The organism is Roseibium limicola (assembly GCF_017313085.1).
In the GTDB taxonomy this organism is placed as follows: domain Bacteria; phylum Pseudomonadota; class Alphaproteobacteria; order Rhizobiales; family Stappiaceae; genus Roseibium; species Roseibium limicola.
Map to the genome: position 1 here is coordinate 51,524 of NZ_JAFLNF010000005.1, position 20,647 is coordinate 72,170.

The window sequence follows — 20,647 nt, forward strand, 5'->3', positions numbered from 1 at the left end:
GATGTCCTTCATTGCGAAGATACACGTTCTGAAACGTGATTGCGGCCTCGACGATGACACGTACCGCGACCTCCTTCACCGGGAAACCGGAAAGCGTTCGTCGGCGGACATGAGCGAAACAGAGCGGCGCAAGGTCATCAGCGTTCTGGAAGGCCTCAAACCTGCGGCAAATCCATACGGCAGGGCTACGGGCAAGTTTGCCGGGAAACTCCAGGCACTCTGGATCGCCGGCTATAACCTCGGCGTAATCAAGAACCGTTCGGACAAGGCAATGATCGCCTTTCTGAAACGCCAGACAGGCCTCGATCATTTTCGGTTCCTGCAAGACGCTGGCGATGCCGACAAGGCAATTGATGCGCTCAAGGCAATCCTCCGGCGGGAGACCGGAAACGATGGGCTCTTTCGCAAGGATCAGAGCCTGCCGCCGGCCTACAATGACTTCCGGTTCCAGATCTGCCTGCACATCTGGTCTGAGCTGATCAGGAAGGATGCCGCGCCAGCTGCCACCATGACGTCCTATCTTGCGGGCAAAACCGCCAAAGAGTTGCCGGCAGACTTTTCAGACCAGGAATGGATCGAGGTGCAGAACGACCTTGGCCGATTGCTGAGAGCATCAGTGTAATGACGGTATGCCCCGCCCATATCGAGGCCTATGTGGAGATCCTTGGTGAGGATCTCGCCGTTGAGTTCTTTTTGGCCTTCGGTGGGACGGAGCTGTATTTCGGGAACAGCCCCTCGAGATCCATGATCGTCAAATTGACCGGCGCAGAAAAAATGGTCATGCTCACCGAGCGACTTGGCGTCGGTTTCATTCGCATTCCGATCCCAAAGCCGTGGATTGCGGCAGTGCTCATCGAGCGTGGCCTGAACAAGGCCGAAATCGCCCGAAAGCTCCATGTGGACCAGACGACCGTGCGCCGGTGGTTTGCCAGAAAAGCCAATCGCAATCAGCTCTCCTTCTTTGAAGTCTAGGCCTATACCCCGGCATCCGCGTGGGTGAATTTCGTGCTTTGAAGCGCGCATCCTGTTTTCGACAGTCGGGTCACTGAGCGACCCGAACCGAACCGGGATCGCCGATCATGACCCTCACCAAGCGAAGCTTGAAACGCATTGAAGGCGTCCATCCTGATCTGGTCAGGATCATCGAGCGCGCAGCCGAAATCACCCTTCAGCCGTTCCAGGTCACCGAAGGCGTGCGAACGCTCTCCCGGCAGCGGCAGCTTGTGCGCAAAGGTGCCTCCCGAACCATGAACTCCCGGCACCTGTCCGGGCATGCGGTAGATCTTGTCGCCATGGTCGGAAGCCGTATCTCCTGGGAGGTTCCGCTCTATTACACAATTGCCGATGCCATGAAGCAGGCAGCCGATGAACTCGGTGTGCCTGTCGAATGGGGCGGCGACTGGCGTTCGTTCTTCGACGGACCGCATTTCCAACTGCCTTGGCCAGCCTATCCCGGCACCAGCAATCCGGCTGCCACCGCAGCAGCGCCTGTCATTTCTGAACGGGTGGAGAAAGCAGCCTCAAGCCTGCTGCGCGCCGGCGACCACGGCGACGAGGTGAGGGCCTTGCAGGTCAGCCTGTCGCGTCTTGGCCATGAGGCCGATCCGGACGGTGATTTCGGGCCGCAGACCTATCGGGCGGTCAGGGCATTCCAGAAAACGGCCGGTCTTGTTCCTGACGGCCTTGTCGGGCCGAAGACTGCCAGAAAACTCAAGGCTGCTCTCAAGTCCCTCTAGGCCTCAACGCACAGGAGAATTCCCATGAATGACGTCAAATCCGCGGTCCGCTCAAAGAGCATCTGGGGCGGGCTGATCGCCGGGCTTGCAATCATTGCCGGGTTCTTCGGCATCGACCTGACAGCAGCCGACCAGGCCGAGCTCGGCGGCCTCGTCGAGGAAGCCTTTGCCGCCTGGGATCGCATCGTCGCGCTCGCAGGTGTTGCTCTCGCCATCTATGGCCGCGTCGTGGCCAAGAGCAAAATCGTCTAACCGGGCATGAGCTGGCTCGCCGTCCTTCGCGCCCTGACCGCCTTCCTGTCGGAAGTTGCGACCTCGGTGCGGGAACGGCGTCTTTTGAAGGCGGGCCGGGCGGAGGCCGTTGCGGAGATCCTGAGCGATGCGACAAAGGCACTTCAAACCGCAAGGGACGCTGGCGAGAGGGTTCGCGCTGAGCTGCGCGCTCATCCTGAGCGCCTGCTCGATGACGACGGGTTCCGGCGGGACTAACACGACCGTTATTGCTGCCAGCACGCCAGGTGCGGCCAAGGGCGACCGGAAGCCGCTGGTCTATTGCGGCGCGGTTTCGCCGATCCGCTGGTCAATGGCGGACACTGGCGAAACCATCGAGCAGATCAAAGTTTACAACGCCAAATGGACGGCGCTTTGCGGTAAGGGCCGCCCATCCTCATGATCGACGCAAAGACCCTCGAAGCGGTGTTCAGCATTTCCGGCATGGTCTTCGGCTTTATGGCCCTTATCATTGCCTGGCTGACACGGGGCTCGAGGGCCAATGCCCTGGAGATCCAGAAGCTGAAGGATGACAACGACGCCCAGGCGGACCGGATCAAGTCGCTTGAAACCCACACGGCGAACCTTCCGACCAAGGATGATTTCCATTCGCTTGACCTCAAGCTCAGCGAAATGGGCGGAAACCTCGACACGGTTTCAACGAAGCTGGAAGCGGTCGGCCGGGTCGCCAACCGGATCGATGATTATCTTCTGACGAACACGGTCAACGGTGGAGGCAAGTCGTGAACTACAAGGAACACGCGGCAGCCGATTGCCGGCTGATCATCCTCAAGGTCCTTGCGCAGGAGGCGGACCATCGCCTCAACGAAACCATGCTGTCCCATGTGCTCGAGACGTTCGGTCACTCGAAAAGCCGAGAGTACATTCGCCAGCAACTCACCAGGCTTGAAGAGCTGAGTGCGATCCAGATCACCGAGGCTGGGTCGATCAAGGTTGCCGAACTTTTGCGGGCCGGTCTGGATCACGTTGAACGGCGTAGCTTTCTTGAAGGTGTGCTGAAACCTTCGATCGGAGGCTGAGATGGCAAGGCGCCACAAGGGCCGGGGCAGGCTCTCCGCAATTGAGCAACTGCCACCTGAGTGCGATGACACGATCGCCTGGGCCGCCAATGAATTGCGCATGCGCGAGCGTACCCAGACCGACATCTACCAGGAGTTCCACGGCCGGCTTGAAGCTGTGCTGCGCGAACAGCGCGGCGAGATCGAGTTCAAGATCCCGTCGTTTTCAGCCTTCAATCGCTATTCCCTGAAACTGGCGATGCTCACCCGTCGCCTCGAGGAAACCCGTGAGATTGCCGGATCGATCGCCGACAAGTTCGATGCCGAGGCGTCCGACGATCTGACGCTGATTGCAGCAGAAGCGGTCAAGACACTGGTGTTCGAGCTGCTGACCGATGCGGGTGAAAGCGGCATAGACCCGAAGGGCGCCTTGAATCTCGCCGGTGCCTTGCGGGCCGCTGCCCAGGCACAGGGGGTGTCGACCCAAAGACGCCAGAAGGTGGAAAAGGATTTTGCTGACAAAGCCACCGAAGCGGTTGAGACGGTCGCACGGGTCAAGGGGCTTACGGCTGAAACGGCCGAAGCGATCAAGGCACAAATCCTGGGCGTCCAGACATGAACGCACCGATCTCAAAGGAACAATGGGAAGACTTGCGCCGTGAAAGCGTGGCGGCGATCGACGACATCGCCGATCAGGTCGGTCTGCCGAATGTCCTGCTCAAATACCAGTCGAACGCAGTCGGCCTTCTGGAAACCACCGCGATCCGGGTCCTCTTCATCGAGAAATCACGCCGGATAGGGATGACATGGGGGCTTGCGTCCTATTCGGTTCTGCGTGCCGCCCGGGACAAGCGTGCCGGCGGCATGGACGCCATGTATATCTCCTACAGCCAGGAGATGACCCGCGAGTTCATCGACGCCTGTGCCATGTGGGCCCGGGCCTATGCCACGGCGGCCATCGCCCAGGACGAGTTCCTGTTTGAAGACACAGACCCGAACGCGCCTGACGAGACCCGGCACATTCAGGCCTTTCGCATTCGCTTTGCTTCCGGCTTTGAGATTGTCGCCCTGTCGTCTGCGCCAAGATCCCTGCGCGGCAAACAGGGGCTGGTGATCATCGATGAGGCGGCGTTCGTTGACAATCTGAAGGAACTTCTGAAGGCCGCGCTGGCCTTCCTCATGTGGGGCGGCCAGGTGGTGGTCTGTTCGACCCATGACGGCAGCGAGAACGAGTTCAACATTCAGGTCCAGGACATTCTGGCCGGGCGCTCCAAATACGCCCATATGCGGGTCGATCTGGATGATGCCCTGAAACAGGGTCTATTCGAGCGGATCAGTCTGGTTCAGGGTCAGTCCTGGACGCCGGAAGGCGAAGCCGGGTTCCGGCAAGACATCATTGATTTTTACGGTGATGGGGCGGATGAGGAATTGTTCTGCATTCCCGCCATGGGATCGGGCACCTGGCTGGCCGCTCCCCTGATCGAGGCGCGGATGACCTCCAATGCGCCCATTCTCAGGTTGGAACTGCCGACGGACTATCTGCACAAGAACAAGCTGGAGCAGGCCATCCTGATGGCCCCGTTCATGGCCGAGCTGAAGGCTGCCCTCGATCAGCTGCCGCTCGATGTGCTTTATGCCTTCGGCTTTGACTTTGCCCGTGTCTCGGATCTGACGGTCGGCAGCCTGCTGGCCATTGAGAAGGATCTGAAGCGGCGCGAGGCGCTGTGTTTTGAGCTGAGGAATGTGCCGGGCGATGAACAAAAGGCCATCACAAGGACGGTTTTAAAGGCCGTTCAAACGCGGCTTGTGGGGGCCGCTTTTGATGCCACGGGCATGGGCTGGACGGTGGCCGAGGATATGGGCCGTTTGTTTGGCCTGCGCGAAGACCCGAAAGGCGCCGGCATCGTCATGCCAATCCACTTCTCGGAAACCTGGTACCGGCTGGAAATGCCTCCCCTGAAAGCTGCCTTCGAGGACGATGTGCTGGCAATCAGTGCGGACGCGGACCACCTGTCTGATCTGAGGGCCGTCAAGACCGTGCGGGGCGTGCCGCGTGTGCCGCCGCTCAGGGAAGGGGTGAAGGGCAAGAAGCGGCACGGGGATTATGCCATCGCGCTTGCCTTGGCCTATTACGCCAGCCGCATGCAGTGGCGCGAGTTTGACTATGAGCCGGTCACCCCAAATCGCGGCCGGTTTGATGAAGGCAATCATGAGCAGGATGGCTTTGGCCAGGATGGGGGCGGTTCGTTCCGGATGGGATCCCTGCGCCGATCACGGGGGATATTCTGATGGTGCAGCTTGTCGATCCTTATGGCCGTCCGGTCTCGTCCAGGTCTTTGAAGGTTGAACAGGCCGGGCCCCAGATCCGCCAGATCAACCGCAGTCACTCGATGCATCCGTCCAGCGGCCTGACGCCAACGCGGCTGGCCGCCATCCTGCGCTCCAGCATTGACGGGGATCCGGAGCGCTATCTGGCGCTGGCCGAGGATATGGAAGAGCGCAATGAGCATTATGCCGGGGTGCTGGGCACCCGCAAACGGCAGGTGTCGTCGCTGGACATCACGGTGGAAGCGGCCACCGACAGCCCAGAAGATGTCAAAGCGGCCGATCTGGTGCGCGAGATCACCGAACGGGATGCCTTCAAGGATGAGTTGTTCGATGTTCTGGACGCTGTCGGCAAGGGGTTTTCGGCGACCGAGATCCTGTGGGACACATCCGAGGGCCAATGGCGACCCAAGGCGTTCAAGTGGCGTGATCCGCGCTGGTTCCGCTTTGACCAGGATGATGGCGAAACGCTGCTGCTCAGGGGGCTGGGAGGTGATGAGCCGTTGCGGCCCTTTGGCTGGATCACCCATTTTGGCAAGGTCAAGTCCGGCCTGCCGATCCGGGGCGGTCTGGCACGGGGCGCTGCCTGGGCGTTCCTGTTCAAGTCGTTTTCCCTGAAAGACTGGGCGATCTTTTCCGAGGCCTATGGCCAGCCTTTGCGCCTGGGCAAGTTCGGGCCCGGTGCCAGCGATGAAGACAAGGACAAGCTGCATCAGGCTGTCGCCAACATCGGCGCGGACTTTTCTGCCATTGTTCCTGAAAGCATGGCCATCGAGTTCATCGAGGCCAGTCTCTCCGGATCGCATGATCTTTATGAAAAACGCGCGGACTGGCTCGACCGGCAGGTCTCCAAACTGGTGCTGGGCCAGACCCAGACCACGGATGCGACCGCTGGCGGCTATGCCACTGCGAAAGTCCATGATGGAGTGCGCGATGATATCGAGCTGGCAGATGCGCGCCAGCTGGGCGCGACGCTCAACCGGGATCTGGTGCGGCCTCTGGTGGATCTCAACTTCGGGCCACGGCGTGCCTATCCTAGGCTGAAGATTGGCCGCCCGGACGAGGTGGACATTGAGGCGCTGGTCAAGAATGTGGTGGCGCTGGTGCCGCTCGGCCTGAAGGTCGGCATGTCGACCATGCGCGATCATCTGGGGTTGCCTGATCCGGATCCCAAAGAGGACCTGTTGATGGGGCCACGTGCCTCCGAGCCGACTTTAAAGACAGAGCCCAAGCCGGGGCTGGATCGGGATCAGACAGGGACAGCTACGCGGGCAGAGGCCATGCGGATCAGTTCGGCGGGAAAGCTCCCCAAGCCGGATGCGTTTGAACGGGCGATTGATGACATTCTGGCTGATGACGTCTGGGTGCCGCTGGTGGAGCCGGTGATTGCCGGGCTGGAGGACGACCTGGCGGCAGCCACGACGATCGAGGAAGCTAAGGCGATCTTCCAGCGCCGCCTTGAGACGCTCGGTGTGACGGCGTTGGCCGACACACTTGCCAAGGCCAGCTTTGCTGCCCGGATCTCCGGGGAGACAGGTGAGGGGACGGAATAGCCATGGCGGCCAGCTTCAAGCCCCTGCCGCCAAGAGCTGCCATAGCGTCGCTGCAGACGCGGGGCTATCGGCTGGATCCGACGTTCGCCTGGCAAGATGTCTATGCCCAGGATCATGGGGCCATGTTCACAGTCGCCAAATCCACCGGCCACGACATCCTGGTCGACATCTGGGAAGCACTCCTCAAAGCCCTGGCACAAGGAGAAACCGTCGACAGCTTCGCCCGGACGATCAAGCCGGAACTGGTCCGCAAGGGCTGGTGGGGCGAGGCGATTGAAGTGGATCCGTTGACGGGCGAGCAGGTGAAGGTTCGGCTTGGCTCTATGCGCCGTTTGCGGACGATCTTTGATGCCAATATGAATGTGTCGTATGCAGCGGGACATTGGTCCGGGTTTGAGCGCACGAGATCCAGCCGCCCCTTTCTGCGTTATGTGGCCGTTCAGGACGGGCTGACCCGGCCCCAGCACCAGCGGCTGCACAATCTGGTGCTGCCCATTGATGATCCCTTCTGGGATCTCTTTGCACCGCCCAATGGCTGGAACTGCCGCTGCACCCTGCAAAGCCTGTCGCAGAGGGATATTGACCGGCTGCTGGCGGCAGGTGAGGCGCTGGTGTTTGAGGCACCGCGAATCTCGTTTCAAGCCTGGACGAACAAGCGGACCGGCGAGACCCGGCAGATCCCGGACGGGATTGATCCAGGGTGGGATTACAATCCGGGCAAGGTGGGGCACACTGAGACCGTGAAGCGGGTTCTGGCGATGGGTGAACCGGAATTCCGGGATGTTTGACAGGAAGGCCGTAGAGCTCGGTTTAAGGCGCTGGATGCATCATGATGGCCAGAAACGGCTGAAGGCGCTCCTGCCTGTTTAAAGGGTGTTTAACGGCGAAGTGGAGAAGGGGCGGAGAGGGGGGGAAGGTGTTTCATCTGGAAATTACGGAGTCGAGCCGGGATCAATTCTGCCAGGCTTGAGGCTTGTTGAACGTATCTAGGTTGCGGTTGGCCTGACTTTTCCAGAGTGCTACAACCCAGTGGTCTCCTGCTGCGGTTGCTCACTATGTTGCGGTTGGCCTGACTTTTCCAGAGTGCTACAACGGTCGTGGTAGTAAATATACCCGTCCGTTCGTTGCGGTTGGCCTGACTTTTCCAGAGTGCTACAACGTGCAGCGCCTTGCCCCCTCAAACTCCATCGTTGCGGTTGGCCTGACTTTTCCAGAGTGCTACAACCCATCGGTCCCCACGCACTTCGTCACGGCAGTTGCGGTTGGCCTGACTTTTCCAGAGTGCTACAACGCCAACGCGCAGCGCCTCTCCTCTTACATCGTTGCGGTTGGCCTGACTTTTCCAGAGTGCTACAACTCATCACTCAGCCCTCCCCTTATCCAGCCAGTTGCGGTTGGCCTGACTTTTCCAGAGTGCTACAACTACCTCAACGACTGTACCGGAGGGCATTGAGTTGCGGTTGGCCTGACTTTTCCAGAGTGCTACAACTAGGCCTATTGAAGAACAGCGTCAGATTTAGTTGCGGTTGGCCTGACTTTTCCAGAGTGCTACAACAGGGGAGTGGTGGAGCCTAGTGGCTTCTCAGTTGCGGTTGGCCTGACTTTTCCAGAGTGCTACAACTCAGCCAATATTTCCCCCGCCTGGCGTGGCGTTGCGGTTGGCCTGACTTTTCCAGAGTGCTACAACCCATAGGATCGAGGACAAGTTGAAAACGTAGTTGCGGTTGGCCTGACTTTTCCAGAGTGCTACAACATACGTGATGCTGTCCTTGAGCTTGCCCCAGTTGCGGTTGGCCTGACTTTTCCAGAGTGCTACAACCACGCCTGCTGACAAGTCAGGCCCGCCGAGGTTGCGGTTGGCCTGACTTTTCCAGAGTGCTACAACTACGGCGACGAGCCCCAGCATCGAAGCGAGTTGCGGTTGGCCTGACTTTTCCAGAGTGCTACAACTGCGCGGCGTATGGGTCAAACTCGTTGTAGTGTTGCGGTTGGCCTGACTTTTCCAGAGTGCTACAACCCAAAGCCGACCGGGCAATGAACGGACTTAGTTGCGGTTGGCCTGACTTTTCCAGAGTGCTACAACTTCCACTCAAAGACGCCATCGTCCCAAGAGGTTGCGGTTGGCCTGACTTTTCCAGAGTGCTACAACACGTCGGCCTTGGGGGAGATCACGATTGCCGTTGCGGTTGGCCTGACTTTTCCAGAGTGCTACAACTTGGACCCAAAGAACACCTTCATCAACCCCGTTGCGGTTGGCCTGACTTTTCCAGAGTGCTACAACGTCTGCATGAGCATCCCCCTACACTACCTAGGTTGCGGTTGGCCTGACTTTTCCAGAGTGCTACAACTGATTGATCCGAGCATTGGCGGCGTGCTTTGTTGCGGTTGGCCTGACTTTTCCAGAGTGCTACAACGGCACTCGGCACGGCACGAGGGGCGTTGACGTTGCGGTTGGCCTGACTTTTCCAGAGTGCTACAACAATGTCATTCGAAAGGGTCTTCAGCCCGTCGTTGCGGTTGGCCTGACTTTTCCAGAGTGCTACAACGGAAACCGACAATGAACGGTCAAGCGCCCAGTTGCGGTTGGCCTGACTTTTCCAGAGTGCTACAACCCGCATCTTCGCCGTGATCTTGCGATGCTTGTTGCGGTTGGCCTGACTTTTCCAGAGTGCTACAACGGCAGCAATCCAGACCCTTTCTCTAAGGTGGTTGCGGTTGGCCTGACTTTTCCAGAGTGCTACAACCGGCTCATCCGCAAGTGGATGTTTTTCAAAGAAAATCCGGGCGTATTGCCCGGGTTTTCTGCTTCAAAGGCCTTCAAAACATCACCAGCTGGCTCGGATTTTTCTGGGCAGCATTTCGTTTTCGTCCGCGCAGGCAGACGATATTTTCATACTGCTTGTCGGTAAACTGCAAAATGTCGACCTTTCCTTCTGTTGGCATGGCGGCCTCAATTTTGCGAATCAAGGCATCTACAGCTTCTTTGCCGCTAGTGTGGCGGAGATAAACGGAAAATTGCGCCATCTCGAAACCGGTATCGAGCAGGAAGTCTCTGAATTGCGTATAGGCCCTGCGTTCTGCTCGGTTCATGACTGGAAGATCGAATAATACCATGACCCACATAAACTGATATCCGCTGAAGTGAGTAGCTGCCGGCACCATCAACCCGCAGCCTGCATTGTCGGACTGCCTGAAAATACGGGTATTCCGGGAAGATCCAGCGCCTTGTTCTCTCCAAGAAACACTCCGGCGAGAGATTGAGCCAGTCGGTCCATGCATAGCTGAAGGGGACTGGCCCCATGGTTGCTGTGCAGGTCCTGCGACAGGACATTGACGAGATCGGCCTTCAGATCCGGATCAAGTACCAACTCTGAATCCCTGTTGCTGGTATTTATCGACTCAACGATGCATAGGTCGATCCATGGCCGGAAGGGTTCCATCAGATCGTCAGCCAGTCGCAGGGCATCACCACGGCTTTGATGGTTCAGGGACAGGGAAGGATGCAACCCGGCGGACAGAATTGAACGTGCCGCCGCCGCCCGCAAAATTGCATAGCCGTAATTGAGCGCTGCGTTTATTCCCTCAGCGGTCCGGTCACGGCGAAAGTCAACTCCCATAAGGCGGGGCCAGTAGCGTCTGGCAGCTTGTGCTTCCAGATTTCCGCTATCCCCGGACTTCACCCGGAGAGACATTTCCCGAAGATCGTGTGCATTTCGACCCGCCTGTTCCAGAACAAAGGCCTGCGCCATGATTTTCGTCTTGACCAGCTGTGCCCAAAGCCGTTTCGAGACAGGTTTGTTGGCGACTGCCTGGGCTTGCATGCGCAAGCCTTGGGCAAAGTGTCCGGAAACCGGCCAAATGACCGCAGCCGGTGTCTGGCTGTCATTACAAATGATCACCGGGACGTTGGCGTCTGCCAGCCGGGAACAGATATTTGCCGAGAGACTGGCTCCGTGACCACGAATGACTAGTCCGGCGATATCGTCAATGGCAATTTGTCCTACCGTTTTACTTTTTAGGCTGAGTTTCAGAAATCCGCGGGACACGCTGATATGGACCCCATCTGATACGATTTCGACAATCCGGTTGTGCATGGCTTCCTCCTCGCGTCAGAGTGCCAGCACCGAGTCGAATTGCGAGCAGTTTCCATATTAATTGTGAATCTTTACCCTTCCTGAAGGCGAGACAGTGACTTGATGGGTATTAAGCTTCTGCAAGACTCCGGGTGCCTTTGTAATATACGCAAGGTCGTCTTTTGCATCTCGCGTGCGCGCATCTACATTTGCTTCTAAGTGTTCAGCCAAGCTAATTTTTCCGGTCGTGAACTTGGCCACTTGAGCAATCAAGCGCCGCCCCTCATGTTCAAACTCTAGATAATCCCCTTTACGCAGCCGCAGGATCAGTGGCTGGCCCTTCCGTCCGATTTTGGTGCGCCACCATTGCGGATCGGTTCGCGCCAATTGATAGGCTTCAAACGTGGAAATCACCTCTCCGGTCCACTTGCTTTTGCTGTCGGCCCAGATGTCGTAACAATAATTGCCATCCCCTTTATAGGCCTTGTAGGGCTTTCCGCTGTCGTCTGAAAACGTAATGACATTCATCCGTTCTTCGATGCGGACCTTGTAGACTGGAGGCTTCATTGCGGACGAAACCTCCAGAAGCCTGGCCTTGAACTCTGCGCCGGTCAGGCCGACCGTGGCCTCAAGCAAAGCTAAGCGCAAAGCCGGGTCACGGATCTTCTCCAGACTTTCGGGTGTTTTGAATGCATCGCTATCAAGAGGCTTACGGGTCACGACTGGCCGAATGCCCTTTTTGTCAGGAACTCCATTCGGCCCTTGCACCAGGCCATAGGCCGTGTCGTTGTGCATGGCGCCTTGAATGCCGTGGTCAGGCTTGTGGCTAACGATCATTTTTCGGACCGTTTCTGCAACCTCGTCTCTGAAACCAGGCCACGGGTCCGGCGTATCCGCCAGCAGTCGGCGGGTGTGTTCCTGTTCGCTTTTGGCAGCTGCGCTGGACGCGGCCTGCAGAATGCGACGATCGGTACAGGCACAGACGATTGCATCGATGGCGTGATGCCGATGGTCATTGCGGTTCTTTTTCTGGTTGGCGGAGGCCTGGTCATTGTGGCCGCGCAGAACACTGTCGAGTCCCCAAGTCCAGCGCAGGTCTGCGGTCAACCGACCTGTCACGACCCAGACGTGATTTTCGCCACCCTTGTGGCCTGAGCCTCCGTAAAGTGTCTCCAGATAGGCCTTGGCAATCCGGGAAATATAACGTGTGTCACCAAGTTGTCGGGCCAGAAAACCGCTTTCTTCAGCTTCAAAGCGGTTCATGGCATCGGGAGAAAAACGCCAAATTTTGCCCGGGGGAAGATCAGCTGCCCGAGCAGAGAGATCTTCCCAATCATATCCTGCTGGCGATGTTCCAAACGCCTCAAAGGGAGTGCGGTTTCCTTTGTCGCGATTGGCTTGGCGTACACACAGGGTTTTGTTCGACAAGCTGTCGTCGAGGGTACGTGAAAACGGCAGGATATGCTCGATTTCGATCTGGTCGGTGAACAGCTCGCTGAGGCCGATCTGGCGCCCGCTGAACACGCAGCGCTTGCCGAGCGCGTCCAGCTCGTCATAAAGGCGAAGCCTCAATCTGTTTTCGTAGCTGTCCTCGATCGGAGGTGAAAATTCCGATGCCAAGCGGTGTCGCAGCCTGTCGTTGGCGTCCTGATTCTTCTTCTGTTGCGCCTCCAGCTCGGTTTTGCCCTTGGCCGACAGAGGCAGGTCACGGGCCAGTTCCAGCACCACCTGATCAGGTGCACCGAACCGGCGGATGAGATCGTTGACAACAGCGCGCACTTGGTTGAGTGCTACATGTACTGTCGGATTGGCGATCTTGCCATAGCGGATCTCGTCCGGGTCATCCGGCTTTCCTGAGCCGAAGGCGACCGACCGCTCCAGGGCCATGCCGTAATAGGGCAGCCCCTCATCGAAGACCTCTCCAGTCCCCAGCTGACTATGACTCCCAAGACCAGCCAACTGGACAGCTTCGGAATAGGGAACTACGGCTTGCTCAAGCTCCGGTAGGATGTGATCGATTGCCGCCTTGCTGAGGTTACCATGGCCGTCGGGCAGAGGGCAGTCAACGACACGGATAGCCTTATCGCGTTCGATTCCATGCCTCGTGCAAAGCCAATCGAGGAGAATGTTCTCGTCTTCATCCTCAAGCAGCCTGAGCACGATTTCGTCCTGCTCGATGAGCGGTAGATCAAGCCAGCTCGGCCCCCAGCGATCACCCTGAATGAGTCTGGCGGCCGTCAGGTCTCCGTCAAGGTGTTTGCGTTTATCTGTTTCAGTATTGAAAGGATCGTAAAGCTCGATCCCTTTCAATTTGCGGATTTGGTCGAATGTCACCCGGCCGGTTTTGTTGCTCGGCCGCAGCAGACGCTCCGCGATCTTGTTCCGTTGGCTGGTCGTCAGACCTTGACTTGGCGCACCGACAGGGGCCGTCCGCAGCGCATTTACCTCTTGATAGATGCGCGCGCGTTGAAAGGACGGCAGCGCTTTTGGAGCCCGTTCTTCGTTGGGCAATAGAGTGCACCGGCCGACAGGCTGAGGTTTCAGGGGGTGCTGCCATTCGATGGTATCGCGCAGTTCTGCCCAAGCAGTGTCCGCGAATGCTTCCGGACTGTGACTTTTCTGCGCCCCCCAGATTCGATCAAATTCCTCCAGAACCAATGTCCGGGTCGGGTAATAATCGTATTGGGCCTGGGAACCGGTACCGGATTTCCGGACACGAGCCAGTGGTTGCGGCTTTCTCTTGCCACGCTCAGCCTTGGAATTGTGCTCAAGCGCCTCCAGGCGGGGGCGCCCGAACAACTCACCGAGGGTACGTGCGCCTTCAGCCTTCAAACGCTCGAGAGTCCGCTTTGTTGCCTCATGAATCATACCGCTGTCGGAGATGCCTCGGTCTGCTTTGCGGTTTGATTTGAAGCCGCGGCGTTGATGCAGATGGAATATCGCCCGTCCGATCTGGTGCGGATTGAGGGGGGAATCCAGTGCCCGGCAACGCAGGATCCAGGGATCGCTGTCTTGCAAGGGCGTGCTTGCTCCGCCCTCCAAAGCTTTTCTTGCCGCAGGATCTTCCGGAAACAGGCCATGGGCAATCAACTGGCGTATTAGCCGCGCTTGACGACGCTCGGTACGGTCACGATTTTTCCTAGCCGCTCTAGGTTCCCGCCGTTTTGCAGCATTGGACTGCTTGTCTTTCGGATTACGTCCATCCGAAAAAATCCGGACGCCGCAATCCACAAGTCCGCAGGGGACCAGAACACCACTGTCTTCTGCCAGCTCCAGCGCTGCCCATCCGAGTGAGTTCGATCCAAGGTCCAATCCAAGACGCCATGCCATGAAAATCTCTTTTCGGTAAAATACGGGTGCCCAGAACGGTCAAATGAAGCCTCTTTGCGCCGTCGGTAGCCGATTAAAAGTGTGCCGGGCAGTCTTGTAAACCGTCATTGTTGTATAAACTTTCAACGCACGACCTGCTTGCGTGCCAGATGACAGCCTGCTAATTATTAGTAGCATTTAGCACTCTGGAAAAGTCGGGCTTTCCGTTAACAAGGATTTAGTCCACTAAATGCGGAATGGCTCGTTCTCCGGAACGGGCCATTTCTTTTTTGGAGTTCTTGGCGAGTCGACTGTCTGGCTTGCTTTGGCTTACTCTTTCAGGCTCTCGTCTGCCCAGTACGTAACAATTGCCTACGATCATTCCGATACCGATTTGCGCTTCCTTTCCGCTTCCGGCATGATCCACCTATCACTTCGTCAATAGATCCGACCCATCACCCGCGCACCCGCGTGGGTGTTTTGCCTACTCGCTCCCGGGCACTCTTGCGCCATGAGCAAGCAACCCCACCCATTTGAGATCTGCGCCGCTGACCCGGTCGCCCTGACGCCCGAGATGACGTCTGAGATGGCGGCTGGGAAGACTGGTGGAAATCAGTCTGGCATCTGGATCCGGCTGATCCCGGCGGGCAGTTTCAAGGCCCGCGATGGCCGTGGGCCGTTTGACGCGGGCGACCAGACCGCCATGCAGGCGATCGTTGCCCGGACCAAGGATTATCTCGGCGGAACGGACATGATGATTGATTATGATCATCAGTCGGCCTTTGGCGCTATTCCAGGTGTTGGCGGCACGGCCAAGGCTGCTGGCTGGGTCAAGGGCTTCGATGTTCGCAAGGACGGTATTTATGGCCGGGTGGACTGGACCGCTGCCGCCAGGGCCGCGATCGAAGCTTCGGAATATCGCTACATTTCTCCGCTGTTCACCCGCGACACGGCGGGCCGGGTCACGGCCCTGCGCAATGCGGCGCTGTTGAACATGCCCGCGATGGATCTTGAGGCTATTGCCGCCCGTGCTTTTTCTCTTCAAACCAAAGGACCCGACATGGATGAGATCCTTGAAGCTCTTGGCCTGGCCAAGGGCGCGGGGGACGGGGAGGCGCTGGCTTCCATCACGTCCCTGACAACTGGCCTCAGCGCCATTGCCTTGGCCGCCGGGCTCGACAAGAGTTCTGATGCGAAGATCATCGCGGCCTCGGTGGCTGATCTGGCGAAGGCGTCAAAAGCCAATCTGGCCCAGTCTGATCCTGTGAAGCCCGATCCGGCAAAATATGTGCCGATTGAACAGGTCACGGCCCTGCAGGCGGATCTCGCTTCCTTGCGCGATACGGTTGAGACCGACAAGGCCGAAGAGGTGGTTGCCACTGCCATCGAGACCGGCAAGCTGCCCCCGGCGCTGAAGGACTGGGGCCTGTCCCTGGCCAAGTCCAACCTGACCGCCTTTGAGGCCTTCACCGCCGGAGCGCCGGTCCTGACCGGGACCCAGCTTGGCAGTCAGAAAAAGGCCGAGGGCGATGATGCTGACGATGCCGATCCGGCACTGATTGCCGCTGCTGCCACCGCTCACCAGAAAAAGCTGCTGGAAGCCGGTCAGGAGATCGACTTCGCCGCTGCTGTCGCTGCCGTGCAAACACTCCAGCTCAAGGGGGAGCTCAAGACATGATCCCGTCCTTCATCCGGTCCTATGAGGCCTCTGCCGATATTTCTCCGTTCCGGCTTGTGGCGTTTTCCGATGCGGCGACCAGCCAGAAGGTTGCGCAAGGCACCAGCGAGACGTCTTTGCTGATGGGCGTTTCCGACAAGATGGGCGGCGATGCGGGCCAGATGAGTGATGTGGTCCGCGCCGGTCTTGCCTCCGTTGAACTGGGCGAGGCGGTCAGTGCCGGGGATCCGCTGACAAGCGATGCCAATGGCATGGCGGTGGCGGCGGCGGCCGCTGCAGGCGAGACCGTGCGCTTTGTCGGCTTTGCGGATCAGCCCGGCATTGCCGGAGACGTCATCGACTTTTTTGTCGCGCCCGGCCTTCTGCACGAACCGGCTTAACGCGGATCACGCGGGCTTTTTAAACCCGACACTCTCTCCAGATCGAGGCTCCCATGGCACCGAACCGTCCCTTTACTGTCGATCCGATCCTGACCGCGATTGCGATCGGCTACCGCAACCCGTCCCAGACCCTGATCGCCGACGATGTTCTGCCGCGCGTTCCGGTCGGTGCGGAAAAATTCGCCTGGACCGAATATCCGCTGGAAGAGGCCTTCAACATTCCGGACGGCCGGGTCGGTCGTCGTGGTCGGGTCCAGCAGCTGGAGTGCGGCGGCACGGAAAAGACCGACGAGGTCGAGGACTTTGGCTTCGAGTCGCCAATCCCCTATTCGGACATCGATGCGGCCTCGGAAGCGCGCAGCCGGAAGGTGTCAAAATTTGATCCGGAAGGCCATGCGACCATGATGCTGACGGACACGCTGGCCAATGTGCGCGAGGTGCGTGTTGCGGGCATGGTTCACAATGCAGCCAATTATGCGCCTGCGCGGCAGGTGACCCTGGCGGGCACGGACCAGTTTTCCGACTATGCCAATTCGGATCCGATCGGGGTTCTGAAAACCGGGCTGGAATCCACCCTGATCTTTGCGCCCAACACGCTGGTGATGGGCCGGGGCGTCTGGTCGAAACTGTCGTCCCACCCGAAGATTGTCAATGCGGTGAAGGGCAATCTGACCGAAGAGGGCATTGTCACCCGGCAGCAGTTCCTGGATCTGTTTTCCAGTGAAGGGATCTCGAAAATCCTGGTCGGGGATGCCTGGTACAACACGGCCCGTCCGGGGCAAGACGTCAACCTGGCCCGGGCCTGGGGCAATCACCTTGCCCTGTTGCATCTCAACCCCATCGCCAACCCGCAGGGCGGCGGCATCACCTTCGGCTTTACGGCCCAATACGGCAGCAAACTGTCGGGCCGGATCTAGGACAAGGATGTCGGCCTTCAGGGCGGTGTGCGCATTCGCACCGGCGAGCGGGTCAAGGAGCTGATCGTTGCCAAGGACGTTGGCTACTTCATCCAGAACGCAGTTGGTTGAGGAGACTTCCATGGCCCGTAAACCCAAGACAGCCACCACGCCCAAGACAGCTGCCACTCCCAAAACCGCCACAGCGGCAACAACAGCGACAGTGGCCCCCAAGACAGCCCCTGCCAAGCCGGAAACGGCAGCACCAGAAACGACGTTAGAAACGGCCCAGGACAAGACTAATCCTGCGACCACGACGACAGAACCGGACACAAGCGGTCAAATTGAGCAACCGAGCAAAGACGAAGCGCCGACTACAGTTCCGGCAATCGTGATGCTGCCGCTCCGGCGCAACGGGGTGTCTCACGGGATCGGTGATCCGGTGGAACTGCCGGACGCCGAGTTCCGGAAGCTTGAAGGCCAAGGTGTCGTTCAGCGTGTTGTTCAGGCTGCAGAGGATTAAGCTGCTCATGGCTTATGCAACCCGGCAGGATCTGATTGATCGGTTTGGCGAGGACGAGCTAATCCAGCTCACCGACCGGGTGAACCTGCCTGCATCCACCATCGACGAGGACATGGTTGCAGCCCATATCGCGGATGCGGAGAACCTGGCGGACAGTTATCTGGCCAAGCTCTACCGGCTGCCGCTGGATCCGGTGCCTGCTGTTCTGACCCGGATCATTTGCGAGATTGCCCGGTATTTCCTGCATGGACGGCGAACCGACAAGGACGACCCGGTGACGCGGGACTACGCCCTAGCGATTGCCTGGCTGAAGGATGTGGCCAGAGGCACGGTGCAGCTTGAGGCCGAGGGAGCCGCATCCAGCCAGACAAGTGGCGGTCAGGTTCAGGTGTCTGCACCGGATCGGGTGTTTTCCCGTGACACGCTTATTGGATTTTAGGGATCGTTATGGCTGACACCACCCCCTTCATCACCATTGAAGATGCCCAAATCAATGCGGCCCTGAGCCGCGTTGCCGAGGCAGGAGGAGAGACCGGTGCGCTGATGAACGAGATCCAGGCGGCAATGCTGTTTTCCGTGCAACGTCGATTTGAGACAGAAAGCGCGCCCGATGGCACGCCCTGGCAGCGCCATGCGCCAAGGACTGCAAAGGCGAGGGCAAAACGGAAAACGCATGGTCGTTCAGGGGGCACTGGCCCGATCACACCGAAACTACTGAGAGAGACGAACCGGCTCTACAAGTCGATCAGCGGCGAGGCCACGAAGACCGAGGCGTCTGTGGGAACCAATCTCGTCTATGCCGCGATCCACCAGACGGGCGGCACGGTCACCCAGTATCCCCAATCGCGGAAAGTGAAGTTCCGGAAAGTCGGAACGCAGACACTCTTTGCCAAAAAGGCCCATAAGCGTGCCTTCGAGAAGCCGGTGACCTTTGGTGAGCGGACCATCGTTATACCGGCAAGGCCCTATCTGGGGTTCTCCGACGAGGACCGGGCAACGATCCTGGTGATTGCCGAAAACCACTACAGCGCCATCACGGATGGGGGTCTTTCATGACCCTCGTGCGCGATATAATCGCTCGGTTACTGGAGCTTCAAACGGTCTTTAAAACGGTCGGGGGAGCTGCGGATTTCTCTCTGATCGAAAAGCGTCGCTCCGGAACACCTGCCGCCTATGTGATGGTGGCGGATGAGGCCAGCGGTGAAAACGAGCGCGTCACTGGGCGCATTCTGCAGCGCCTTGAGACGGATATCGCTGTCGTCATCGTCACCGACAATCTGAGCGGTGCCCGGATGGGGCAGGCTGCCGATGACATTGAGGGCCTGAAGGCCTTTGTCCGCGCGCGTCTGATCGGTTTTGAACCCTCTGATGCTGCTGAACCCGTCAGCCACATTTCCGGGGATCTGATCAAGGCCCATGGCGGCGCGGTCTGGTTTGAGGACCGCTATTCCGTCCCGACCTACCTGGAGGAACAGCCATGACCTATGAGCCGCGAACAGGTGGCCGCTACATCCGCGATCCGAAGACGGGGGAGCGGGTGCGGGAAGAAAAAAAGCCTGGTCGGCTTTTGGAGCGGGCAGAGCCCGCAGCAGATGCGCTGGATCCCCGGATCAAGTCCGGGGCAGGCTCCGGATCTCGCGATGCGGCTTCGCCACACGCGGTCCGGGATGACGGCGGAGTTTTAGGCGCGGCTACGCCCAAACCAAAGCCATCAAGGAAAAAGAACCCGAAGCCAAAGGCGTCGCAAGGCCAAGCGGCCGTCGCGGTCAATGCCGCGCCCCGTCTGGAGGACAGCGCAACGCGCGGCACGTCCGTGAAGACATCATAGGAGACCTAATCCATGCGCAAGTTCAAGAAGCTCGCCTGTCTCGCGAAGATCGAGACGGTCTATGGCACGGACAGTGTTCCCCTTGCCGCGAATGCCATCCAGCTCAGCGATGTGACGCTGACACCGCTGGCGGGCGAAGACGTTTCCCGCGATCTGCTGTTGCCCCATCTGGGTCACCAGGGCATCGAGCTGACCGGGAATTACATGCAGCTGGAGTTCGCGGTGGAATGTGCCGGCGCAGGCAGCGCCGGTGATGTGCCAGGCTATGGGGTACTGCTGCGGGCCTGCGGTCTGTCCGAGACCATCGATCCGGGTGTGTCGGTTGTCTATGAACCGGTGTCGGACGGCGAGGAAGCGGTCTCGATCTATTATCATCATGACGGCGTCCGTCATGTTGCCCTCGGGTGCCGGGGAACCTTTCAGGTGGAGTTTGCCCCGCGCCGGATCCCGCGTTTCAGGTTCAACATCATGGGACTGCTTGGAACCGTCACCGATCAGGCACTTCCTTCTGCGGATCTGTCGGCCTTCCAGAAGCCGGTCCCGGTCTCCAAGGCACAGACCAGCCTGTCACTGCATGGCGCGCCCCGGATTGCCGAGAGCATCTCGATTGATCTGGGCAATGCGGTCGAGCCGCGCTTTCTGATCGGCGATGAGCGCATGCAGCTGACCGACCGGCAAAGCATCGGCACGGCGGTGGTCGAGGCCAAGTCCATGGCGGCGATCAACTGGTTCGACGTGGCGCAGGCCAAGACGCTGGACGCGCTTCAGGTGGTGCATGGAACCGCCGCCGGTCACATCGTTCAGGTGGATGCGCCGAAGGTTCAGATCGGCCGGCCAAGCCAGGGCCAGAGCCAGAACCAGAACATCCTCAACTATTCCCTGCCGCTGATGTTCGTGCCCGATGCCGGGGACGACGAGCTGGTGATCACTGTGAAGTAGGAGGTACATACCAATGCCCGGATATAGGAACGCATTTGATGGTGCCAAATCGGCGACCCGGCAAGGCGCGCCGCGCGGCGCGGCCTGGTTGGCCGGGCAAGCGGGGCAACGCGGACCG

The 20,647-nt window shown here is 58.9% G+C and carries 24 protein-coding genes and 1 CRISPR repeat array; of the genes, 21 read left to right on the forward strand and 3 right to left on the reverse strand.

The window, feature by feature from the left end:
• Position 1: 1 nt before the first annotated feature.
• The 12 genes from J0X15_RS12375 to J0X15_RS12430 all read left to right on the forward strand — a co-directional run bounded on the left by J0X15_RS12375 (position 2) and on the right by J0X15_RS12430 (position 7,691).
• A complete protein-coding gene (locus J0X15_RS12375) occupies positions 2-622 on the forward strand; it encodes a regulatory protein GemA (protein ID WP_206941166.1) in 621 nt (206 codons plus the stop codon).
• A complete protein-coding gene (locus J0X15_RS12380; RefSeq protein ID WP_206941167.1) occupies positions 622-972 on the forward strand; it encodes a helix-turn-helix domain-containing protein in 351 nt (116 codons plus the stop codon). The genes J0X15_RS12375 and J0X15_RS12380 overlap by 1 nt, the downstream gene beginning before the upstream one ends.
• 107 nt (positions 973-1,079) lie before the next feature.
• A complete protein-coding gene (locus J0X15_RS20190) occupies positions 1,080-1,736 on the forward strand; it encodes a peptidoglycan-binding protein (protein ID WP_231710402.1) in 657 nt (218 codons plus the stop codon).
• A 24-nt stretch (positions 1,737-1,760) separates the two neighbouring features.
• The gene (locus J0X15_RS12390) at positions 1,761-1,988 is read left to right on the forward strand and encodes a hypothetical protein (RefSeq protein WP_206941168.1); all 228 of its coding nucleotides are present in this window, start codon (positions 1,761-1,763) and stop codon (positions 1,986-1,988) included.
• A gap of 6 nt (positions 1,989-1,994) precedes the next feature.
• Positions 1,995-2,225: a hypothetical protein gene (locus J0X15_RS12395; protein WP_206941169.1), complete on the forward strand. Its 231-nt coding sequence runs from the start codon at positions 1,995-1,997 to the stop codon at positions 2,223-2,225.
• Positions 2,200-2,409: a hypothetical protein gene (locus tag J0X15_RS12400; protein ID WP_206941170.1), complete on the forward strand. Its 210-nt coding sequence runs from the start codon at positions 2,200-2,202 to the stop codon at positions 2,407-2,409. Before J0X15_RS12395 ends, J0X15_RS12400 begins: the two co-directional genes overlap by 26 nt.
• The gene (locus J0X15_RS12405; protein WP_206941171.1) at positions 2,406-2,753 is read left to right on the forward strand and encodes a DUF2730 family protein; all 348 of its coding nucleotides are present in this window, start codon (positions 2,406-2,408) and stop codon (positions 2,751-2,753) included. Before J0X15_RS12400 ends, J0X15_RS12405 begins: the two co-directional genes overlap by 4 nt.
• Positions 2,750-3,046, forward strand: coding sequence for a VpaChn25_0724 family phage protein (locus J0X15_RS12410; protein WP_206941172.1), 297 nt, complete (start codon positions 2,750-2,752; stop codon positions 3,044-3,046). Before J0X15_RS12405 ends, J0X15_RS12410 begins: the two co-directional genes overlap by 4 nt.
• A 1-nt stretch (position 3,047) precedes the next feature.
• Positions 3,048-3,644: a DUF3486 family protein gene (locus J0X15_RS12415; protein WP_206941174.1), complete on the forward strand. Its 597-nt coding sequence runs from the start codon at positions 3,048-3,050 to the stop codon at positions 3,642-3,644.
• Positions 3,641-5,314, forward strand: a complete 1,674-nt coding sequence (locus J0X15_RS12420; protein ID WP_206941176.1) for a terminase large subunit domain-containing protein — start codon at positions 3,641-3,643, stop codon at positions 5,312-5,314. Before J0X15_RS12415 ends, J0X15_RS12420 begins: the two co-directional genes overlap by 4 nt.
• On the forward strand, positions 5,314-6,903 hold the full coding sequence (locus J0X15_RS12425) for a DUF935 domain-containing protein (RefSeq protein WP_206941178.1): 1,590 nt from the start codon (positions 5,314-5,316) through the stop codon (positions 6,901-6,903). Before J0X15_RS12420 ends, J0X15_RS12425 begins: the two co-directional genes overlap by 1 nt.
• A gap of 2 nt (positions 6,904-6,905) precedes the next feature.
• Positions 6,906-7,691: a phage head morphogenesis protein gene (locus J0X15_RS12430; protein ID WP_206941180.1), complete on the forward strand. Its 786-nt coding sequence runs from the start codon at positions 6,906-6,908 to the stop codon at positions 7,689-7,691.
• A 202-nt stretch (positions 7,692-7,893) separates the two neighbouring features.
• A CRISPR array of direct repeats spans positions 7,894-9,647; the repeat unit is 36 nt; unit sequence GTTGCGGTTGGCCTGACTTTTCCAGAGTGCTACAAC.
• Between the two features lie 73 nt (positions 9,648-9,720).
• Here the strand turns inward: J0X15_RS12430 and cas2 are convergent.
• From cas2 to cas9, 3 genes are read right to left on the reverse strand one after another with little or no spacing between them, the layout of a single operon-like run.
• Entirely contained in the window at positions 9,721-10,065 is a 345-nt protein-coding gene (gene cas2, locus J0X15_RS12435) for a CRISPR-associated endonuclease Cas2 (protein WP_231710403.1), read from the reverse strand.
• The gene (gene cas1, locus J0X15_RS12440) at positions 10,065-10,997 is read right to left on the reverse strand and encodes a type II CRISPR-associated endonuclease Cas1 (protein ID WP_206941182.1); all 933 of its coding nucleotides are present in this window, start codon (positions 10,995-10,997) and stop codon (positions 10,065-10,067) included. Before cas1 ends, cas2 begins: the two co-directional genes overlap by 1 nt.
• A 57-nt stretch (positions 10,998-11,054) precedes the next feature.
• The gene (gene cas9, locus J0X15_RS12445) at positions 11,055-14,306 is read right to left on the reverse strand and encodes a type II CRISPR RNA-guided endonuclease Cas9 (RefSeq protein WP_206941184.1); all 3,252 of its coding nucleotides are present in this window, start codon (positions 14,304-14,306) and stop codon (positions 11,055-11,057) included.
• Between the two features lie 490 nt (positions 14,307-14,796).
• Here cas9 and J0X15_RS12450 point away from each other — a divergent pair, with 490 nt between their 5' ends.
• The 9 genes from J0X15_RS12450 to J0X15_RS12490 all read left to right on the forward strand — a co-directional run bounded on the left by J0X15_RS12450 (position 14,797) and on the right by J0X15_RS12490 (position 20,529).
• Positions 14,797-15,963, forward strand: a complete 1,167-nt coding sequence (locus J0X15_RS12450; RefSeq protein ID WP_206941186.1) for a phage protease — start codon at positions 14,797-14,799, stop codon at positions 15,961-15,963.
• Positions 15,960-16,343 carry a capsid cement protein gene (locus J0X15_RS12455; protein WP_206941188.1) on the forward strand — a complete coding sequence of 128 codons (384 nt, stop codon included), beginning with the start codon at positions 15,960-15,962 and terminating at the stop codon, positions 16,341-16,343. The genes J0X15_RS12450 and J0X15_RS12455 overlap by 4 nt, the downstream gene beginning before the upstream one ends.
• A 53-nt stretch (positions 16,344-16,396) precedes the next feature.
• Positions 16,397-17,260, forward strand: a complete 864-nt coding sequence (locus J0X15_RS12460; protein ID WP_331461915.1) for a major capsid protein — start codon at positions 16,397-16,399, stop codon at positions 17,258-17,260.
• 121 nt (positions 17,261-17,381) lie between these two features.
• Positions 17,382-17,762, forward strand: coding sequence for a hypothetical protein (locus tag J0X15_RS12465; RefSeq protein ID WP_206941190.1), 381 nt, complete (start codon positions 17,382-17,384; stop codon positions 17,760-17,762).
• A gap of 7 nt (positions 17,763-17,769) precedes the next feature.
• Complete coding sequence (locus J0X15_RS12470; protein ID WP_206941192.1) at positions 17,770-18,201, forward strand: gp436 family protein; 432 nt, start codon at positions 17,770-17,772, stop codon at positions 18,199-18,201.
• An 8-nt stretch (positions 18,202-18,209) separates the two neighbouring features.
• Entirely contained in the window at positions 18,210-18,818 is a 609-nt protein-coding gene (locus J0X15_RS12475) for a phage virion morphogenesis protein (protein WP_206941194.1), read from the forward strand.
• On the forward strand, positions 18,815-19,243 hold the full coding sequence (locus tag J0X15_RS12480; protein WP_206941196.1) for a phage tail terminator protein: 429 nt from the start codon (positions 18,815-18,817) through the stop codon (positions 19,241-19,243). The genes J0X15_RS12475 and J0X15_RS12480 overlap by 4 nt, the downstream gene beginning before the upstream one ends.
• Positions 19,240-19,590 carry a hypothetical protein gene (locus tag J0X15_RS12485; RefSeq protein WP_206941198.1) on the forward strand — a complete coding sequence of 117 codons (351 nt, stop codon included), beginning with the start codon at positions 19,240-19,242 and terminating at the stop codon, positions 19,588-19,590. Before J0X15_RS12480 ends, J0X15_RS12485 begins: the two co-directional genes overlap by 4 nt.
• A 12-nt stretch (positions 19,591-19,602) precedes the next feature.
• Entirely contained in the window at positions 19,603-20,529 is a 927-nt protein-coding gene (locus J0X15_RS12490) for a phage tail tube protein (protein WP_206941200.1), read from the forward strand.
• Positions 20,530-20,647 lie beyond the last annotated feature (118 nt).

Excerpts from the sequence above, each read along its gene's own strand:
- J0X15_RS12470 (WP_206941192.1), top strand. The coding sequence starts at position 17,770 with ATGGCTTATGCAACCCGGCAGGATCTGATTGATCGGTTTGGCGAGGAC.
- J0X15_RS12480 (WP_206941196.1), top strand. The coding sequence starts at position 18,815 with ATGACCCTCGTGCGCGATATAATCGCTCGGTTACTGGAGCTTCAAACG.
- J0X15_RS12460 (WP_331461915.1), top strand. The coding sequence starts at position 16,397 with ATGGCACCGAACCGTCCCTTTACTGTCGATCCGATCCTGACCGCGATT.
- J0X15_RS12395 (WP_206941169.1), top strand. The coding sequence starts at position 1,995 with ATGAGCTGGCTCGCCGTCCTTCGCGCCCTGACCGCCTTCCTGTCGGAA.
- J0X15_RS12475 (WP_206941194.1), top strand. The coding sequence starts at position 18,210 with ATGGCTGACACCACCCCCTTCATCACCATTGAAGATGCCCAAATCAAT.
- J0X15_RS12485 (WP_206941198.1), top strand. The coding sequence starts at position 19,240 with ATGACCTATGAGCCGCGAACAGGTGGCCGCTACATCCGCGATCCGAAG.
- J0X15_RS12455 (WP_206941188.1), top strand. The coding sequence starts at position 15,960 with ATGATCCCGTCCTTCATCCGGTCCTATGAGGCCTCTGCCGATATTTCT.
- cas2 (WP_231710403.1), bottom strand. The coding sequence starts at position 10,065 with ATGGTGCCGGCAGCTACTCACTTCAGCGGATATCAGTTTATGTGGGTC.
- cas1 (WP_206941182.1), bottom strand. The coding sequence starts at position 10,997 with ATGCACAACCGGATTGTCGAAATCGTATCAGATGGGGTCCATATCAGC.
- J0X15_RS12380 (WP_206941167.1), top strand. The coding sequence starts at position 622 with ATGACGGTATGCCCCGCCCATATCGAGGCCTATGTGGAGATCCTTGGT.
- J0X15_RS12390 (WP_206941168.1), top strand. The coding sequence starts at position 1,761 with ATGAATGACGTCAAATCCGCGGTCCGCTCAAAGAGCATCTGGGGCGGG.
- cas9 (WP_206941184.1), bottom strand. The coding sequence starts at position 14,306 with ATGGCATGGCGTCTTGGATTGGACCTTGGATCGAACTCACTCGGATGG.
- J0X15_RS12430 (WP_206941180.1), top strand. The coding sequence starts at position 6,906 with ATGGCGGCCAGCTTCAAGCCCCTGCCGCCAAGAGCTGCCATAGCGTCG.
- J0X15_RS12490 (WP_206941200.1), top strand. The coding sequence starts at position 19,603 with ATGCGCAAGTTCAAGAAGCTCGCCTGTCTCGCGAAGATCGAGACGGTC.
- J0X15_RS12415 (WP_206941174.1), top strand. The coding sequence starts at position 3,048 with ATGGCAAGGCGCCACAAGGGCCGGGGCAGGCTCTCCGCAATTGAGCAA.
- J0X15_RS12405 (WP_206941171.1), top strand. The coding sequence starts at position 2,406 with ATGATCGACGCAAAGACCCTCGAAGCGGTGTTCAGCATTTCCGGCATG.
- J0X15_RS12465 (WP_206941190.1), top strand. The coding sequence starts at position 17,382 with ATGGCCCGTAAACCCAAGACAGCCACCACGCCCAAGACAGCTGCCACT.
- J0X15_RS12400 (WP_206941170.1), top strand. The coding sequence starts at position 2,200 with ATGACGACGGGTTCCGGCGGGACTAACACGACCGTTATTGCTGCCAGC.
- J0X15_RS20190 (WP_231710402.1), top strand. The coding sequence starts at position 1,080 with ATGACCCTCACCAAGCGAAGCTTGAAACGCATTGAAGGCGTCCATCCT.
- J0X15_RS12375 (WP_206941166.1), top strand. The coding sequence starts at position 2 with ATGTCCTTCATTGCGAAGATACACGTTCTGAAACGTGATTGCGGCCTC.
- J0X15_RS12425 (WP_206941178.1), top strand. The coding sequence starts at position 5,314 with ATGGTGCAGCTTGTCGATCCTTATGGCCGTCCGGTCTCGTCCAGGTCT.
- J0X15_RS12420 (WP_206941176.1), top strand. The coding sequence starts at position 3,641 with ATGAACGCACCGATCTCAAAGGAACAATGGGAAGACTTGCGCCGTGAA.
- J0X15_RS12450 (WP_206941186.1), top strand. The coding sequence starts at position 14,797 with ATGAGCAAGCAACCCCACCCATTTGAGATCTGCGCCGCTGACCCGGTC.